This window comes from Nordella sp. HKS 07 (assembly GCF_011046735.1).
Classification (GTDB): Bacteria; Pseudomonadota; Alphaproteobacteria; order Rhizobiales; family Aestuariivirgaceae; genus Taklimakanibacter.
Genome location: NZ_CP049258.1, coordinates 2,427,942 through 2,445,176 on the forward strand (window position 1 = coordinate 2,427,942; position 17,235 = coordinate 2,445,176).

Annotated in this window: 12 protein-coding genes and 1 pseudogene; 10 read left to right on the forward strand and 3 right to left on the reverse strand. The window is 63.7% G+C overall.

Annotated features, from left to right (window positions below):
• Window positions 1-56: 56 nt before the first annotated feature.
• The 6 genes and pseudogenes from htpX to G5V57_RS11420 all read left to right on the forward strand — a co-directional run bounded on the left by htpX (window position 57) and on the right by G5V57_RS11420 (window position 8,212).
• Window positions 57-971 carry a zinc metalloprotease HtpX gene (gene htpX / locus G5V57_RS11395; RefSeq protein ID WP_165167611.1) on the forward strand — a complete coding sequence of 305 codons (915 nt, stop codon included), beginning with the start codon at window positions 57-59 and terminating at the stop codon, window positions 969-971.
• A complete protein-coding gene (locus tag G5V57_RS11400; protein ID WP_165167613.1) occupies window positions 962-2,272 on the forward strand; it encodes an RsmB/NOP family class I SAM-dependent RNA methyltransferase in 1,311 nt (436 codons plus the stop codon). Before htpX ends, G5V57_RS11400 begins: the two co-directional genes overlap by 10 nt.
• A gap of 207 nt (window positions 2,273-2,479) precedes the next feature.
• Window positions 2,480-4,060, forward strand: coding sequence for a heparinase II/III family protein (locus G5V57_RS11405; RefSeq protein ID WP_165167615.1), 1,581 nt, complete (start codon window positions 2,480-2,482; stop codon window positions 4,058-4,060).
• 325 nt (window positions 4,061-4,385) lie between these two features.
• Window positions 4,386-5,970, forward strand: a pseudogene (gene purH, locus G5V57_RS11410) (bifunctional phosphoribosylaminoimidazolecarboxamide formyltransferase/IMP cyclohydrolase).
• 252 nt (window positions 5,971-6,222) lie between these two features.
• Window positions 6,223-7,599, forward strand: coding sequence for an ActS/PrrB/RegB family redox-sensitive histidine kinase (locus G5V57_RS11415; RefSeq protein ID WP_165167616.1), 1,377 nt, complete (start codon window positions 6,223-6,225; stop codon window positions 7,597-7,599).
• Window positions 7,600-7,666: 67 nt separating this feature from the next.
• Entirely contained in the window at window positions 7,667-8,212 is a 546-nt protein-coding gene (locus G5V57_RS11420) for an ActR/PrrA/RegA family redox response regulator transcription factor (RefSeq protein WP_165167617.1), read from the forward strand.
• On the opposite strand, the gene G5V57_RS11425 is transcribed toward G5V57_RS11420, so the two are convergent.
• The gene (locus G5V57_RS11425; RefSeq protein WP_165167619.1) at window positions 8,205-8,675 is read right to left on the reverse strand and encodes an MmcB family DNA repair protein; all 471 of its coding nucleotides are present in this window, start codon (window positions 8,673-8,675) and stop codon (window positions 8,205-8,207) included. The genes G5V57_RS11420 and G5V57_RS11425 overlap by 8 nt on opposite strands.
• A 184-nt stretch (window positions 8,676-8,859) precedes the next feature.
• On the opposite strand from G5V57_RS11425, the gene G5V57_RS11430 reads away from it, so the two are divergent.
• From G5V57_RS11430 to G5V57_RS11440, 3 genes are read left to right on the forward strand one after another with little or no spacing between them, the layout of a single operon-like run.
• On the forward strand, window positions 8,860-9,408 hold the full coding sequence (locus tag G5V57_RS11430) for a TRAP transporter small permease subunit (RefSeq protein WP_165174032.1): 549 nt from the start codon (window positions 8,860-8,862) through the stop codon (window positions 9,406-9,408).
• Window positions 9,409-9,423: 15 nt separating this feature from the next.
• The gene (locus G5V57_RS11435; protein WP_165167620.1) at window positions 9,424-11,358 is read left to right on the forward strand and encodes a TRAP transporter large permease subunit; all 1,935 of its coding nucleotides are present in this window, start codon (window positions 9,424-9,426) and stop codon (window positions 11,356-11,358) included.
• 56 nt (window positions 11,359-11,414) lie between these two features.
• A complete protein-coding gene (locus tag G5V57_RS11440) occupies window positions 11,415-12,455 on the forward strand; it encodes a methyltransferase (RefSeq protein ID WP_165167621.1) in 1,041 nt (346 codons plus the stop codon).
• A gap of 72 nt (window positions 12,456-12,527) precedes the next feature.
• Here the strand turns inward: G5V57_RS11440 and G5V57_RS11445 are convergent, their stop codons facing one another.
• Window positions 12,528-13,625, reverse strand: a complete 1,098-nt coding sequence (locus G5V57_RS11445; protein ID WP_165167622.1) for a TRAP transporter substrate-binding protein — start codon at window positions 13,623-13,625, stop codon at window positions 12,528-12,530.
• A gap of 258 nt (window positions 13,626-13,883) precedes the next feature.
• Window positions 13,884-14,981 (reverse strand): TRAP transporter substrate-binding protein, encoded by a 1,098-nt coding sequence (locus G5V57_RS11450; protein WP_165167623.1) that lies wholly within the window; start codon window positions 14,979-14,981, stop codon window positions 13,884-13,886.
• Between the two features lie 399 nt (window positions 14,982-15,380).
• Between G5V57_RS11450 and G5V57_RS11455 the strand changes: the two genes are divergently transcribed.
• Window positions 15,381-17,021 carry an amidohydrolase gene (locus tag G5V57_RS11455; RefSeq protein WP_165167624.1) on the forward strand — a complete coding sequence of 547 codons (1,641 nt, stop codon included), beginning with the start codon at window positions 15,381-15,383 and terminating at the stop codon, window positions 17,019-17,021.
• Window positions 17,022-17,235: the final 214 nt, after the last annotated feature.

Genomic DNA, 17,235 nt, shown 5'->3' on the forward strand with positions numbered 1-17,235 from the left:
AGGGCCCGATTGCGCCCCCAGCAAGGCGGGTGACTTGGCATGAGGAGACCAGGCCGATGAACGTGATGCGTACCGCAATTCTGCTGGCGGGGCTGACGGCCCTGTTTCTGGCGGTCGGTTATGCCATCGGCGGCCAGACGGGTGTCGTCATGGCGCTCATCTTTTCGCTCGGCATGAACGCGTTTTCCTACTGGAATTCCGACAAGATGGTGCTGCGCATGCATGGCGCGCGCGCCATCGACCGCGCCGCCGCACCCGACTTCTATGACATGATCGAGCGCCTTTCGCAGAATGCCGGCCTGCCGATGCCCAAAGTCTATGTCATGGAGAATCCGCAGCCCAACGCCTTTGCCACCGGCCGCAATCCTGAGAATGCTGCGGTCGCGGCAACGACCGGTTTACTGTCGTCGCTGAATTATGATGAGATCGAAGGCGTGATGGCGCATGAGCTCGCCCATATCCGCAACCGCGACACGCTCATCATGACGATCACCGCCACCATTGCCGGCGCCATATCGATGCTCGGCAATTTTGCCTTCTTCTTCGGCGGCCGCGACCGCAACTCGGGTCTGGGTCCAATCGCTACGATAGCGATGATCATCCTGGCGCCGCTCGCCGCCATGCTGGTGCAGATGGCGATCAGCCGCACCCGCGAATATTCGGCCGATCGCGGCGGTGCGGAGATTTCCGGCAAGCCGATGGCGCTCGCTTCCGCGCTCAACCGCATCTCGGGTGCTGCGCATCGCATCGAGAACGATACGGCGGAAGCCAATCCCGCCTCCGCTCACATGTTCATCATCAATCCCCTGTCGGGCGCGCGCATGGACAATTTGTTCTCGACCCATCCCGCGACCGAGAACCGTATCGAGGCGCTGCAAAAGATCGCCGGGGAATTCGGCCAGACGGCCGCCGCACCCCGCAACAACCAAGGCCCCGGCGCTGAGCGGCGTCAAAAAGGCCCATGGGGTTAAGCGCGCTCAAAGTGCAGAGCGGCAAAGCGGGACTGCCGGCGCGCCGCGCGGCGCTCGCCATACTTGCCGCCATTCTCGGTGACGCCCGGCCGTTCGACGAAGCGCTCATGCGCGAGCATACAGGCGATCTCGAGCCGCGCGACCGCGCCTTCGTGACCGCCCTGGTGCAGACCTCCTTGCGCCGCAAAGGCGAATGTGAGGCGGTGCTCGACCGTTTCATGGCCAAGCGCCTTCCGCGCAAGTCGGGCAAGACGGCCTTGATCCTGCTCTTGAGCGCGGCCCAGCTTCTCTATCTCGGCGCGCCGCCGCACGCCGTCCTCGATCTCGCCGTCACGCTGGCGCGCGAGGACCGCGACTCGCGTCATTTCTCGGCGCTGATCAATGCGGTGCTGCGCAAGCTCGTCGGCGTCGAGCCGCTCGACAAGCCGCATCTCAACGTGCCGCAATGGCTGTGGCGGCGCTGGGTCAAGGCTTACGGCAAAAAGACCGCGCATGACATCGCCCGCGCCCATGTCAGGACGCCGCCGCTCGACATCACGCCCAAGGCCGAACCGGAAATCTGGGCTGAGGCCCTGGGTGGCGTGGCCTTGCCGACGGGGTCCGTGCGCCTCTCGGAGAAGCCCGGCGCCGTCGAGACGTTGAGCGGATATGATGAAGGCGCCTGGTGGGTGCAGGATGCCGCCGCCGCTCTGCCGGTCAGGCTTCTGGGCGATGTCGCGGGCAAGACGGTGCTGGATATCTGCGCGGCACCTGGCGGCAAGACCGCGCAGCTCGCCGGCGGTGGCGCCCTTGTCACCGCGATCGACCAGTCGGTGACGCGCATGAGCCGGGTGAAGATGAATCTCGACCGCCTGAACCTTGCGGCCGAATTGCACGTCATCAACGCCCTCGATTTCCCTGTCGGCCCGCTCTTCGACATGGTGCTGCTCGATGCGCCCTGCTCGGCGACCGGCACCATTAGGCGCCATCCCGAGCTGCCCCATATCAAGAGCGAGGCTCAACTCGCCGAGTTGGTGGAACTGCAGGCGCGGCTGCTGGCGCATGCCCGGCACTTCGTGAAGCCTGGCGGCAGTCTGCTTTTCTGCACCTGCTCACTCGAGCCCGAGGAGGGCGAGCGGCAAGTCGATGGCTTCCTGGCAAGCCACGCCGATTTCGCCCGCCGGGCGCTGTCGCCCGCCGATGTCGCAGGCGAGGCCCACTTCATCACCGAGGCCGGTGACCTGCGCACCCTGCCCTCGATGAATATCGGGACAGATCAAGGACTTGACGGGTTCTACGCGGCCCGTCTCGGACGCCAGTAGGGTGGGCAGCAGGCTGGCATTAGCCAATCCTTAACCTTACCGCTCTCCAATGGCGACCGAGCCCCATCCATCCATGAGCGAGCCCGTCGAATCACCGCCATGCTGCGCGCCCTTGAGTCCCGTTTCGAGTTATTCGGCGCCCTTCGCATGGCCCTCGAAGCTGCGCTTCAACCTATTGAGAAAGCTCAGGATTTTGGCAGGAACTTGGTGCGCCGCTGGCGCCCCTCGCGGCTCGCCCGGCCGATCATCCCGCTGATCCTCGGCAATCCCGAACTTGGCCGCCAGATCTACCGCAATCGCTTCACTCTCGCCGGTCAGACGATCTCGGGCGGCACGACCAGCATCTTCCTGAAGCCGGTTCTCGAGCCGGCCTGGCTCATCGAGCTGCATGGCTTCACTTGGCTCGCCCATCTCGAAGCGGCGGGCTCGGCCATGCACCGCGCTTTCGCCCGTACGCTGATCCTCGACTGGCTCGCTGCGTCGCGCAGCCTGCCCCAGGAGGCGCGCCGCCCGGATGTCGCGGCGGTCAGGCTGATGGCGCTGGTGCGCCACACGCCCTTCCTGCTCAGGGGGGCGGGGACTACTTTCGAGGATAAGTTCCTGCGCCTCGTCGCGCGCGAAACCGCGCAGATGGCGCATGAGCCCGGCCGCATCGAGCAGGCGCTGGCCCTTGCCTATGCGGTCACCGCCTTCGAATCCTCGCTGGCTTTCCGCGCCGAGGCCTATGAGCGCCTCGAGCTCGCGATCGCTGAGCAGATTTTGCCCGATGGCGGCCATGTCTCGCGCAATCCCGCGACCTTGCTCAATCTCCTGCTCGATCTCGTGCCGTTGCGCTCGGCCATCATCGCCGCGCGTGAGCCCTTGCCGCAGCGGCTCAGCGCCGGCATCGAGCGCATGCTGCCGATGCTACGCTTCTTCAGCCATGGCGATGACGGACTTGCCGTCATCCAGGGCGTCGCCGATCCGGCGGTGCGCCAGATGCGGGCGGTTTTCGGCCAGGACACGACGCTCGGCCGGCCGGTGTCGCTCGCCGCCTATTCGGGCTTCTGCCGCATGGCGCAGGGCCCGGCGCTGGTGATCGCCGATTTCGGCGCCGATGCCGCTTGTTCGGGACCGCTGGCTTTCGAATTTTCCGACGGCCCGGCCCGCATCGTCGTCAATTGCGGTTATCCGGCCGACGGCTCGAAGCGCTGGATCTATGCCGCCTCGGGTCCTGCCGCCCACAACACGCTGAGCCTGGACGCAGGTGCCGCCGATCGCGCGCAAGGGGCGCTGGCGCGCTGGACCGGGGCGCTACGAAAGAAAGAGAGCGAGCGGCGCGGCATCAGCGAAACGAGCCAGCACGGCACCATCTTCCATGGCGGCAACGTGCTCGACGGCAATCTCCTGCATGAGCGCGATCTCTATCTCGGTGCGGCGGGCGACGACTTCCGTGGCGAAGACCGTTTCATCCGCGATGGCGCCAGCGATCCCGACTTCACCGGCATGTCCTACACACTGCGCTTCCATCTTCATCCCTCGGTCAAGGCGACTTTATCCAAGGATGGCGGCACGGTGATGTTGATGCTCGCCAACCGCGCCGCCTGGCGCTTCGCCGCCAAGGGTTGCGTGGTCGAGCTGGCCGACAGTGTCCATCTGGCGGGCCTTCCGCAGCCGCGCCGCACCCAGCAGATCGTGCTCAAGGGCGTTATCGGCCGGCATGACCGGGTGAACTGGGCGTTCAAGCGCCTGGCGAAGCGCGATCGCCGCGAAGCGACACAGAACCGGGCGCCGGAACTGCCTTTCTGATGGCAGAGCGGGATGCGAAAAAGTGGTCACCGGTTTTTCGCACAAATCCCGCTCCCATCCTTAAGAATGGATCACAATGACTTTGGGGCGGAAAACGCGCCAAAGTCATTGTGATCCAACGCATCGCCTGTGCTAGATCACCCCTCACCTTCGGGTGATCGAAATACCCTCTTGCTGAGATGGCCGCGCAGCGGCCCTCGAAGCATCCATCAGGATAGGGCGAGACGATTGCGGCATACCCTTCGAGGCTTGGCTCGCGCTCGCTCCCCAGGGTGAGGGTGTGTGGGTCATCCGGCATGTCACGTCTCAAGTCATAGGCCTCCTCATGTCCCCACCCGTCCGCCGCGCTTTGCTTTCCGTTTCCGACAAGACGGGTCTCGTGGATTTCGCCAAGGCGCTCATCGCGCACGGCATAGCGCTCGTCTCGACCGGCGGTACCGCCAAGGCGCTGAAGGCCGAAGGCCTCGCGGTGACGGATGTATCGGTGGTGACGGGCTTCCCCGAGATCATGGACGGGCGGGTCAAGACCTTGCATCCCAAGATTCACGGCGGTCTGCTCGCCGATCGCGGCAATCGCGAGCATGTTGAAGCCCTCCAGACCCAGGCGATCGAGCCCTTCGAGCTCCTCGTGGTCAATCTCTACCCCTTCGAGGAAGTGACCGCGAAGGGCGCCCGGTGGGACGAGGCGATCGAGAATATCGACATCGGCGGGCCGGCGATGATCCGCGCCGCCGCCAAGAATCACGGCAGTCTCGCCGTCATTGTCGATCCCGCCGATTATGCGGGCGTGCTCGCCGAGCTCGATGCGCATCAAGGGGCGGTGGGCGAGGCAGCGCGCCGCCGTTACGCCGCGAAAGCCTTCGCCCGCACCGCATCGTATGATGCGGCCATCGCACAGATATTTCACCCGAGCGCTTAAGGACGACGCGCCCGATTATGCAGCACTTGGCGGCAAGCTCATCCAGACGCTGCGTTACGGCGAGAACCCGCATCAGTCGGCCGCCTTCTACAGAAGTGCCGAGATCCGCGAAGGGGTGGCGACCGCGACGCAGATCCAGGGCAAGGAGCTCTCCTATAACAACATCAACGACACCGATGCGGCTTTCGAATGCGTGGCGGAGTTCGCCGTAGCGGGCGCTGCCGCCTGTGTCATCGTCAAGCACGCCAATCCGTGCGGCGTGGCGCTGGGGTCATCCTTGGCCGAAGCCTATCGCCAGGCTCTCGCCTGCGATCCGGTGAGCGCCTTTGGCGGCATCATCGCCTTCAACCGTCCGATCGACGAAGCCGCGGCGGAAGAGATCGTGAAGATCTTCACCGAGGTCATCATCGCGCCGGGCGCCAGCGATGGCGCCCGCGCCATCATTGCGGAGAAGAAAAATCTCCGCCTTCTCGTCACCAGGGATCTGCCCGATCCCAGAAGCCCCGGCCAGCTGTTCAAGACCGTGGCGGGCGGCTTCCTCCTCCAGTCGCGCGATGCCGGCCATGTCGATGCGAGCGATCTGAAGACGGTGACGAAGCGGGCGCCGACGCCGGCGGAGCTCGCCGATCTGCAATTTGCCTTCACCGTGGCGAAGCATGTGAAATCGAATGCCATCGTTTATGCCAAGGCGGGGGTCACCGTCGGTATCGGCGCCGGGCAGATGTCGCGTATCGATTCGACACGGATCGCGGCGTCGAAAAGCGCCGAGGCCGCCAAAGCGGCCGGACTGCCCGAGCCTCTGGCCAAAGGTGCGGTGGTGGCGTCGGATGCCTTCTTCCCCTTTGCCGATGGGCTCATCACCGCGGCGGAAGCCGGTGTCACCGCAGTGATCCAGCCAGGCGGCTCGCTACGCGATGCCGAGGTCATCAAGGCGGCGGATGAGCTCGGACTCGCCATGGTCTTCACCGGCATGCGCCACTTCCGCCACTAGTGTGCTGAACGCGAAGTTCCTGATATCAGGCGGCTTGCACCGACAGGAACTTCGCGTTCAAAAGCACACTAGAATCTTCGAGTTTTCTAGTGTCCTTCCGAATCCGAAGTTCGCTCGGAAGGTTCCGCTGGCTGTGGCGAACTTCGGATTCGGGACACTAGATCACGGTGAGTTTCCGTGAATTCGCCACGCGCGTAAATCACGACCTGCGCGGGCGCTGACGGCCGGCGGTCACTCTGCTACAAGCGGGCCATGCCGACCGACCTCCCCCTCGATGCCGATGACGAACGAAGCTTTCTGCCCGGCCTCGGCCTGGGCCAGCAGGGCTTGCGCCTCAAGACGCTGGTGCGCCTGCGCTGGCTGGCCGTCGCCGGCCAGACGGCGGCGGTGGTGGTCGTGCATTGGCTCCTCGGCTTCCATCTGCCGGTCGGCTGGTGCCTTGCCGCCATAGCGCTTTCGGCCTGGCTCAACATCTTTCTCACCTTGCGCTGGCGCGGCAATCTCGTCACCGACCGCAATGCGGCGGCCCTTCTCGGCTACGACATCCTGCAATTGGCGCTGCTGCTTTATCTGACCGGCGGCCTGCAGAATCCCTTCGCCTTCCTCTTCCTGGTGCCGGTCACCGTGTCGGCCACCTCGCTGCCGATCAAATGGACCCTGTTCTTAGGCGCCCTCGCTTTCATCTGCGCGAGCTTCCTCGCCTATGATCATTTGCCGCTGCCGTGGTTCGCCGAGGCGCCGCTGGAGCTTCCCACCATCTATATTCTCGGCATGTGGACGGCCTTGGTGAGCGGCGTCGTCTTCTCCGCCATCTATGCGCGCCGCATCGCCGAGGAAGCGCGCCAGATGTCGGCCGCACTTTCCGCCACTGAGCTGGTGCTGGCGCGCGAGCAGCGATTGTCGGCGCTCGACGGGCTCGCCGCGGCGGCGGCGCATGAGCTCGGCACGCCGCTCGCCACCATCGCGCTCGTCGCCAAGGAGCTGAAGCGCGAACTGCCGCAAGGCGGTCATACCGGCGAGGATATCGATCTCCTGATCAGCCAGGCGGCGCGCTGTCGCGAGATCCTCTCGCGTCTCGCCAATCGCGACACGCCGGCTGACGCCATATTGGCGCGGGCCAAACTGCCGGTGATGCTCGAGGACATCGTGGCGCCCTTGCGCGGGTCCGACGTCATCATCGCCGTCGATGCCCATGCCGACGATGACGGCAAGCCGAAGCTCGAGGGCGAACCGGTCTTCGAGCGCAATCCCGCCATCACCTATGGCCTCGGCAACCTCATCGAGAATGCCGCCGATTTCGCCTCGACCCGTGTCGATGTCGAGGCACGCTGGTCGGCGAACGACGTCACCATCACGGTGCGCGACGACGGGCCCGGCTTCTCGCAGGACATCATCGACCGGCTGGGCGATCCCTTCGTCACCTCGCGTAAGGGCTACGGGCCGGGTGATCCGGGTGACGCCGCCGGCCGCCACGAAGGCATGGGCCTCGGCTTCTTCATCGCCAAGACGCTGCTCGAGCGTTCCGGCGCCCAGGTGGCGCTGGCCAATCGCACTTACCCCGACCATGGCGCCAGCGTTCGCATTTCCTGGCCACGCGCGCGGGTGGATGTCGCCCAGCGTAAACCGTAATGTGCGTCCTAGGATTTGAGATGCGACAAGTTCGCCCCTATAAGGGAACCTGAAAGGATCAATCTTGATGACCGAACCGAACTTGCCGCAGGACCTGACGCTGCTTCTGGTGGATGACGACAAGCCGTTTCTGACGAGACTTGCGCGTGCCATGGAGACGCGCGGCTTCGTCGTGCGCATGGCGGAAACCGTGGCGGAGGGCGTCGAGCAGGTGCGCAAGGAGCCCCCAGGCTATGCGGTGGTCGACCTGCGCTTGGGCGACGGCAACGGCCTCGACGTGATCGAGGCGCTGCACCGGTCAAGGCCCGACGCGCGCGCCGTGGTGTTGACCGGCTACGGCAATATCGCCACCGCCGTCACCGCGGTGAAGCTCGGCGCCATCGATTATCTGGCGAAGCCCGCCGATGCCGATGCGGTCTACAGCGCGCTCACCGGTTCCGGCGGGGCGCGCGCCGCATTGCCCGAAAATCCGATGTCGGCCGACCGGGTGCGTTGGGAACACATCCAGCGCGTCTATGAATTGTGCAACCGCAATGTCTCGGAAACGGCGCGTCGTCTCAATATGCACCGGCGTACCTTGCAGCGCATCCTCGCCAAGCGTGCTCCTAAGTAAGATTCTCCGGATCATAGAGTCCGTGCAGCCTGAGAGCGGCGGCGCGGGCGAAGCTCAAGGTCATCGCCTTGCGCCGCGAGGCGTGCAGCAAGTGCTCGGCGGGGTTGCGCTGGACCTCCGCGCCCCAGCCATCGGCGATGATCAGTCCGGCTTCCGCCGGCATGATCTCGGGGCTGAGATCGGTCGTGATGGCGAAATAGAGCCTGTCGCAGAAATCGCGGTATTCCGGCCATTTGAGATCGGTGCGGAAATCCTCGAGCGACGATTTGATCTCGACGATCCAGATCTGCCCCGCCGGTGACAGCGCCATGACATCGACGCGCCGGCCCGAGGCGAGTGTGAATTCGCTCAGCGTGGCGAAGCCGGCCGCGCGCAGATAACGGCACACCCCCTTCTGGATGAGGGCGGCGGTCTGGGACTGACGTCCGTCCGGGCGGATCGTGGGGTTAATCGAAGGTAGCATGAACGGCGCTCAAAACAGGCTTTTGCCTCGCGGGCTTTGCCTCTAATCTTTCGCTCCAAATCACCGACCCGGTCAACCCGGGCGACAGCGGCGGACGGCACGCTGCTGACAGAAAAGGCAAATCCCGACAAAGTTGAAGACTTTGTCGATAAGGATTTGCCCCAAGATGGGGAAGGATTTCCAGATGGGCGGACTGCTCGCTCTGAGCCGCGTGATCGATGCGGTCACGGCCTTTATCGGCCGCAACGTCATATGGCTGATTCTCGCGGCCATTATCGTCAGCGCCGGCAATGCGATCATCCGCAAGGCCTTCGACATGAGCTCGAATGCCTGGCTCGAATTGCAGTGGTATCTCTTCGGCGCGGTCTTCATGCTGGCCGCCGCCTATACGTTGCAAAGAAACGAGCATATCCGGATCGATATTCTTTCCGGCCGCCTGTCGCAGAACGCCCGCAACTGGATCGACATCTTCGGCCATGTGCTGATGCTGCTGCCCTTCACCGCGCTGATGATCTATGAGAGCACGCCCTTCGTGCTGCGCGCCTTGTATTCGGGCGAGATGTCGGGCTCGGCCGGCGGCCTCATCATCTGGCCGGCGCGCGCCTTTATCCTCGCCGGCTTCTTCCTGCTCTTCCTCCAGGGCATCTCCGAGCTCATCAAGCGCATCGCCGTCATGCGCGGTTTGATCGCCGACCCCCATGCCGGGCAAGGCCACCACGCGCCGCTTGAATAGAAGGGCCCTGATCGCATGACCGCCTTCCTCATGGCCAACATGGCGCCGATCATGTTCGCCGCCCTGGTCATTTTCCTGCTGCTCGGCTATCCGGTCGCCTTCTCGCTGGCCTTCGTGGGCTTGGGCTTCGGCGCGCTCGGCATCTGGCTCGGCATGTTCTCGCCGAGTTTTCTGCAAGCCTTGCCCGACCGCGTCTTCGGCATCATGGCGAACGAGACACTGCTCGCCATTCCCTTCTTCACCTTCATGGGCCTCATTCTCGAGCGATCCGGCATGGCCGAGGAACTGCTCGACACCGCCGGCAAGCTCTTCGGTCCGGTCAGGGGCGGCGTCGCCTATGCGGTCATCTTCGTCGGCGCTCTTCTCGCCGCCACCACCGGCGTCGTCGCCGCCTCGGTGATCGCCATGGGCCTGATCTCGCTGCCCATCATGCTGCGCTACGGCTATGATCGCCGCCTCGCCTCGGGCGTCATCGCGGCGTCCGGCACGCTGGCGCAGATCATTCCGCCCAGTCTCGTGCTCATCATCCTCGCCGACCAGCTCGGCCGCTCGGTAGGCGACATGTACAAGGGCGCCATCATTCCGGGCCTCGTGCTGACCGGGCTCTACATGATCTACGTCTTCATCATGACGATGATCTATCCGAAATCGGCCCCGGCACTGCCGGCCGAGGCGCGTTCCTTCGGCAAGGGCGCCGACTACCGTCCGGTGATCATCGCCGTCGCCTTCCCGCTCGTCCTCATCATCTGGGGCATGATCGTGCTCTTCGCGCCGAAGCTCGGCATCGATCTCATCAATGCCTTCCTGCCCGGGGTCAGCGAGTGGATCGAGGCGCGCGTCGTCGCGGAGGGCCCACGCATGCTGGCGATGCTGGGTCTCTTCGCCGCCCTTTACCTCGTCTATGTCGCCTGCCTGCGCTATATGCCGAAGTTTCTGGCGACGATCGTCGGCGCCTTGTTCCTCGTGCTGGCGCTGGGCGTGGTGTGGAAGGCGGCCGGCGCTTTCGCCGCCGGCTTCGCGGCCCTTGCGCCGGCGTCGGAGCGCGGCCTCGACTTTCTGCTCGATCTCATCGCCTGGATCGCCGGCGAATGGGTCTATTTTGTCGCCTTGCTCGGGCTTGTCGGCGGCGGCGTGTCGCTTCTCAACGCGCCGTCGCGGCCGATCTCGGCCGCGGTGTGGAAGATCATCGCCGATCTCCTGCCGCCGCTCATTCTCATCTTCCTGGTGCTCGGCACCATATTCCAGGGCATCGCCACGCCGACCGAAGGCGGCGCCATGGGGGCGGCCGGCGCCCTGCTTCTGGCGCTGGCGCGCCGCAAGCTCAATCTCGGTCTCCTGCGTCAGGCGCTGGAGCAGACGAGCAATCTCTCCGCCTTCGTGATCTTCATCCTGATCGGCGCCCGCGTCTTCTCGCTCACTTTCTATGGCGTCGACGGTCATAAATGGGTCGAGCATCTGCTCACCAGCCTGCCGGGCGGCCAGCTCGGTTTTCTCATCTTCGTCAATCTGCTGGTCTTCGTGCTGGCTTTTTTCCTCGACTTCTTCGAGCTCGCCTTCATCATCGTGCCGTTGCTGGCGGGACCCGCCGAGGTGCTCGGCATAGATCTCATCTGGTTCGGCGTGCTGCTCGGCATCAACATGCAGACGAGCTTCATGCACCCACCCTTCGGTTTCGCGCTCTTCTATCTGCGCTCGGTGGCGCCGCGAAATCCGTACAAGGACCGCATCACGGGCGCGACGCTGGCGCCCGTGACCACCGGCCAGATCTATTGGGGCGCCGTACCCTTCGTGGTGATCCAGCTCATCATGGTGGCGCTCGCCATCGCCTTTCCGGCGATGATCATGCATTACAAGGGCACCGGCCCGACGGTCGATCCCAATACGATCGAGATCACGGTGCCGACCGACGGCAGCGGCGGCGATCTCACCGGCCCGCCGTCCTTCGATTGACCCTTTCGCGGATTGATGCCTAACATTGTCGGGGGCGTTGAGTAGGGAGAGGCCACATGCCTGACGCCGTGAAACCATCGGAACCGGCCCTTCCGCCAGACATGCAGCTGATCCAGATGGCGAGCGCCTATTGGGTGTCGCGCATCGTCCATGCGGCGGCCGAGCTCGCCCTCGCCGATCATCTGGCGCAAGGTCCGCGCAGTGCCGCCGAGATCGCCGGCAAGGCGGGGCTCAATGCGCCGGCACTGCACCGGCTGATGCGCAGCCTCGCCGGTCTCGGCATTCTCGATGAAGGCGAGGACAAACGGTTTGCTTTGACACCGCTCGGCGAGGCTCTCAAATCAGGCAAGGCCGTCGCGGGTTCGGCCCGCGCCGCCGTTCTCACTCTCGCTTCTCCCTGGTTCAGCACGGCCATGGACCAACTCACGGAAAGCGTGCGCAGCGGCGGCACCGCCTTCGAGAAGATCAACGGCATGGCGGTCTTCGACTATCTGGGGCGGCATCACGAGGCGGCGTCGCTGTTCAGCGAAACCATGGTCGGCATCCATGGCAGCGAGCCGCCGGCCGTCGCCGCGGCCTATGATTTTTCCGGCCTCAAGACCGTCGTCGATGTCGGTGGTGCCACCGGCAACATGCTGGCCGCGATCCTGCTTCGCCATAAGGGCTTGCGCGGCATCCTGGCCGACCTGCCGCATGTGGTGAAGGACGCGCCGGCCTTCCTGTCAGCCAAGGGCGTAAGCGACCGTGTGTCGGTAGCGCCCCACAATTTCTTTGAATCCGTGCCGGAAGGTGGTGACGCCTATATCCTCTCGCATGTCCTGCATGACTGGAGCGAGGCGCAGTGCCTGACGATCCTTGGGAATCTGCACAAGGCCATGACGGCCGAGGCGCGCCTTCTCATCGTCGAGATGGTGCTGCCCGGCCGCAACGAGCCGCATTTCGGCAAGATCCTTGACATGGTGATGCTGGCCGTGCCGGGCGGCGAGGAGCGTACGGGCGAGGAGTACGAGGCTCTGCTCGCCAAGGCAGGCTTCAAACTCACCCGTATTGTGCCCACGGCCTCACCCGTCAGCGTCGTCGAGGCGGTGAAGATGTGAGGGGGACAAAGTCTTGCCCGGCTTCTCCCGCAGGCAGGCGGGAGAAGGGACAGTCCTGCCGCTGCGGGAAAATTACAACGCCTTCTTGCGCTGCTGCGCCATCATGAAATTGTCGTAGCTCGCTTCCGCCACCTGCTGCCACAGATAGGCGTCGGCGCGATAGGCCATCACCGCGTCATGCACCTTCTTGAAGGCGGCGTTGGTGGTATTCATCTCGGCATAGGTTTCCTTCGCCGCGTCGAAGCACGCTTCCAGGATCTCGGGCGAGAAGGGGCGGAGCTTGGCGCCGTCGGCGACGAGCTTCTTGAGCGCCGCCGGATTGAGATGGTCGTAGCGCGCCTGCATATCGGTATTGGCGAGCGCCGCCGCACCGACGATGATCGCCTGATAGGTCTTCGGCAGCCCTTCCCATTTCTCCTTGTTGATGAAGAAGTGCAGCATGGGGCCGCCTTCCCACCAGCCTGGATAATAGTAATAGGGCGCCACCTTGTTGAAGCCGAGTTTCTGGTCGTCATAGGGGCCGACCCATTCGGCCGCATCGATGGTGCCCTTCTCGAGGGCGGGATAGATTTCGCCGCCGGCGATCTGCTGCGGCACCACGCCGAGCTTGGCGATCACCTTGCCGCCGAAACCGCCGATGCGCATCTTGACGCCTTTGAGGTCGGCGACGGTCTTGATCTCCTTCCTGAACCAGCCGCCCATCTGAGCACCGGTATTGCCGCCGGGCAGCGCGTGGATGTTATAGGCGGCATAGAACTCGTTCATCAGGTCGATGCCGCCGCCTTCATACATCCAGGCATTCTGCTGGCGCGCATTGAGGCCGAAGGGCACCGCGGTGGCGAAGGCGAAGGTCGGGTCCTTGCCCCAGTAATAATAGGACGCGGTATGCGCCATTTCGAGCGTGCCGTCGGTCACCTTGTCGGCGGCCTGGAGGCCGGGGACGATCTCGCCCGACGGGAAGACCTGGATCTGGAACTTGCCATCGGTCGCCTCGACGACATTGCTGGCGAAGACTTCGGCCGCGCCGAAGATCGTGTCGAGACTTTTCGGAAAGCTCGAGGTCAGGCGCCATTTGAGCTCAGGCGCGGACTGGGCGATGGCGGGGGCGGCAAGAGCAGTCGTCGCGGCGGCCGCGGTTCCGGCAGACGCAATGAATTTACGGCGATCCATTCCGGTGTTCCTTCCTTGGACGCATCGGCCCGAAAGATTGCAGGCCTTTCGGATCAGCCCATGCGCGATTGAGCCGGCGGCGCAGCGCCGGCCGATGTTTCCTCGCAGCGACAGCCCGCTCTCTCGATCCGGCGAGTCCGTCCGCCACTTTTATAAGGCGGCCGGTTGCATATTCAATGGGACTCGCCGCCCGGATGAAAAAAGCCCCGGAGACGGCGTCTCCGGAGCGGGCAGAAATGACCAATTTTTAATGAAATCTTACAACGCTTTCTTGCGCTGCTGGTTCATCATGAAGGTGTCGAAGGTGTTTTCCGAGACCTGCTGCCACAGATAGGCGTCGTTGCGCTGCGCCGCCATCGCCTCGTAGAGCTTCTTGAAGGCGGCGTTTGTGCCCGAGATCTCGGCATAGGTTTCATTCGCCGCCTTGAAGCAGGCTTCCATCACCTCCTGCGGATAGGGCCGCAATTTGGCACCGTCGGCGACGAGCTTCTTGAGCGCCGCCGGATTGACCTGGTCATATTTGGCCTGCGCATCGACATTGGCCGCCATGGCCGCCGCGGTGATGACCGACTGGTAGCTCTTCGGCAGCTCTTCCCATTTCTCCTTGTTGATGAAGAAATGCAGCGCCGCGCCGCCTTCCCACCAGCCGGGGTAATAATAGAAGGGCGCCACTTTGTTGAAGCCGAGCTTCTGGTCGTCATAGGGGCCGACCCATTCGGCCGCATCGATCGTGCCTTTCTCGAGCGAGGGATAGATCTCGCCGCCGGCGATCTGCTGCGGCACCACGCCGAGCTTCTGCATGACGGCGCCGGCGAAGCCGGCAATGCGCATCTTGACGCCCTTCAGATCCTCGACGGTCTTGATCTCCTTGCGGAACCAGCCGCCCATTTGCGCGCCGGTATTGCCGCCCGGCATGCCGATGAAGTTGTAGGGCGCGTAGAACTCGTTGAGCAGCTCATTGCCGCCGCCATGATAGAACCAGGCATTCTGCTGGCGCGAATTGAGGCCAAAGGGTACGGCGGTGCCGAAGGCGAAAGCCGGATCCTTGCCCCAATAGTAGTAAGAGCAGGTATGGGCCATCTCGACGGTGCCGTCGGACACCTTGTCCGCGGCCTGCAGGCCCGGCACGATCTCGCCGGCCGGGAAGCATTGGATCTGGAACCGATTGTCGGTCGCCTCGGCGACGAATTTGGCGAAGACCTCGGCCGCGCCATAGATCGTGTCGAGACTTTTGGGGAAGCTCGAGGTGAGCCGCCATTTGAGCTCGGGCGCGATTTGGGCGATGGCGGGCGCGGCGAGCGTCGTCGCGGCGGCTGCAAGGGTTCCGGAAGTGGTGATGAAACGACGGCGATCCATAAGGCTTCCTCTCGCTTGGCCCGGGGATGGGCCATTGGACTGTAATTGCGGGCGTGGCCCGGAGTGCCTTTATAGGAGGCGCCGGAGCGTCTGACCAATACGCCAAAAGACGGTCTCTTTTCGTCCTGTGACGGATGAAATTTTGAGCGGACTGGAACGATAGTTCCAAAGGATTTCAACCAGAAAGTCGCTCGCACCTGCAATATCGCGCTTTGCGATCAATTAAATACGCTCAATATTTTGTCCGATTTATTGACATGGCGCTGATGGCTGTTAGCGTGCCCGTCGATCGATGGGGCAGTTCTTCAATCCACCCCAGGAGGCTGGGTTTTGAGCACGTCCTTTTTGCAGGATGCTTCGTGGTTACGCGCGAGCGGATGAGGTGATTTCGGGATGAATATGATGCAGCAGACGGACTTCGCGCCGGTGATCTATGCCAATTGCCGCGTGCTGACCATGGCGCCGAAGCAGATGCAGGCCGACGCCTTCGTGGTGATCGGCGACCGTTTCGCCTTTGTCGGCAGCCGCGCCGAGGCGAAGCAGCGTTTTCCGCTGGCCGAGGAGGTCGATCTCGCCGGCCGGCATGTCATACCGGGGCTGATCGAATCGCATTCGCATCCGGATATGGAAGCCAATCTCATCACCGAATGGGTGTGCTTCTCCTATCCGAAGTTCCGCAGCAAGGCCGAGGTTCTGGCTTACATCGCCAGCGCGGCGGGCAAGCTGCCGGCCGGCGCTTATGTAAAGGGCTACGGCTATGACGACGTCAAGCTCGGCGGCTATCCGACGCTCGCCGAGCTCGATGCCGCCGCACCCGCCGCGCCGGTCTTCATCCTGCGCACCGACGGCCATGTCGGGCTCGCCAACAGTCTGGCCCTGAAGCAGCACAAGCTCTTCGAGCCGGGCAGTGACGATCACCTGAAATTCGGCTCCGTCGATCGCGACGCCAATGGCCGGCCGACCGGGCTTTTGCGCGAGACCGCCGCCGAGGCGATCGGCAAACCGCTTCAGGATGCCGTCCCCTATGAGAACCTGAAGCGCGGCCTCACGATGGTGTTCGACGAATATGCGAGCAAGGGTGTAACCTCGGTCCACAATTCACTGACCACCGAGCTCGCTTATCGCGCCTATCAGGAGATGAGCAGGAAGGGCGATCTGCGTATCCGCGTCGGTGCGATACTGAGCGGCCGCGACGGCGACTTCATCGATCGGGTGATCGCTTCCGGCATGGCCAATTATTTCGGTGACGATTTCATCCGCATCATCGGTGTCGAATGGTGCCCGGACTGCAGCACCAGCGGCCGCACCGCCGCCTATCACGAGCCCTATGTCGGTACTCCCATCGAAGGCGAGCCGGTGCCGAATTACGGCATGCTGCTGCATGATGTCGACGAATTCGCGGACTACGTGGCCAAGGCGCACAGAGCCGGCTTCGTGGTCTGCGCCGACGGCGTCGGCGACCGCGGCATCGATTTCGTACTCGACGGCTATGAGAAGGCGCTGACGGAGCTGCCCAAGGAGGATCACCGCTTCCGGGTGGAGCATTGCTGCTATGTGACGCCCAAAATCCTCGAACGGCTGAAGCGGCTCAAGGTCATCGCCTCCTCGGCGACCGGCTTCGCCTATGATCTGGGCGATGCCTATGTCCGCAATCGCGGCGCTGAGGCGATGCAATGGATGTGGCCGCACCGTACGCTGAACGACAACGGCGTCGTGGCGCCCGGACATTCCGACGCTCCAATCTGCCAGGTCAATCCGTTCCGCGGCATGTATGCCATCGTCGCGCGCAAGACCGACAGCGGCCAGTCGCTTTATGCGGCGGAGGCGGTGTCGAATATCGAAGCGCTCAACTGCTATACCTATCTCGCCGCCTATTCCGGTCGCGAAGAGCAGGCCAAGGGCACCATCGAGGCGGGCAAGCTCGCCGACTTCGCCGTTATCGATCGCGATCTCGCGACCGCTACGCCTGAGGAGCTTCTCGGCACGGTGGTGCTCGCGACCTATCTCGGCGGCCGCAGGATCTACGCCGCGGCGGGCTGACGTTACCTGTCTGGTCCCGGTCGTGCTGCGGAGCGGGACTAGTGTGCTGAACGCGAAGTTCCTGATATCAGGCGGCTTGCACCGACAGGAACTTCGCGTTCAAAAGCACACTAGAATCATTAGGTTTTCTAGCGTGGGATGCGAAAAAGTGGGCACCGGTTTTTCGCAAGAATCCCGCGCCAACATATAAGAATCGATCACGTTTATGAGTTTG

Bases quoted from the DNA above. Each gene is read 5' to 3' on its own strand.
- htpX (WP_165167611.1), top strand. From the start codon at position 57: ATGAACGTGATGCGTACCGCAATTCTGCTGGCGGGGCTGACGGCCCTG.
- G5V57_RS11400 (WP_165167613.1), top strand. From the start codon at position 962: ATGGGGTTAAGCGCGCTCAAAGTGCAGAGCGGCAAAGCGGGACTGCCG.
- G5V57_RS11415 (WP_165167616.1), top strand. From the start codon at position 6,223: ATGCCGACCGACCTCCCCCTCGATGCCGATGACGAACGAAGCTTTCTG.
- G5V57_RS11420 (WP_165167617.1), top strand. From the start codon at position 7,667: ATGACCGAACCGAACTTGCCGCAGGACCTGACGCTGCTTCTGGTGGAT.
- G5V57_RS11425 (WP_165167619.1), bottom strand. From the start codon at position 8,675: ATGCTACCTTCGATTAACCCCACGATCCGCCCGGACGGACGTCAGTCC.
- G5V57_RS11430 (WP_165174032.1), top strand. From the start codon at position 8,860: ATGGGCGGACTGCTCGCTCTGAGCCGCGTGATCGATGCGGTCACGGCC.
- G5V57_RS11435 (WP_165167620.1), top strand. From the start codon at position 9,424: ATGACCGCCTTCCTCATGGCCAACATGGCGCCGATCATGTTCGCCGCC.
- G5V57_RS11440 (WP_165167621.1), top strand. From the start codon at position 11,415: ATGCCTGACGCCGTGAAACCATCGGAACCGGCCCTTCCGCCAGACATG.
- G5V57_RS11445 (WP_165167622.1), bottom strand. From the start codon at position 13,625: ATGGATCGCCGTAAATTCATTGCGTCTGCCGGAACCGCGGCCGCCGCG.
- G5V57_RS11450 (WP_165167623.1), bottom strand. From the start codon at position 14,981: ATGGATCGCCGTCGTTTCATCACCACTTCCGGAACCCTTGCAGCCGCC.
- G5V57_RS11455 (WP_165167624.1), top strand. From the start codon at position 15,381: ATGATGCAGCAGACGGACTTCGCGCCGGTGATCTATGCCAATTGCCGC.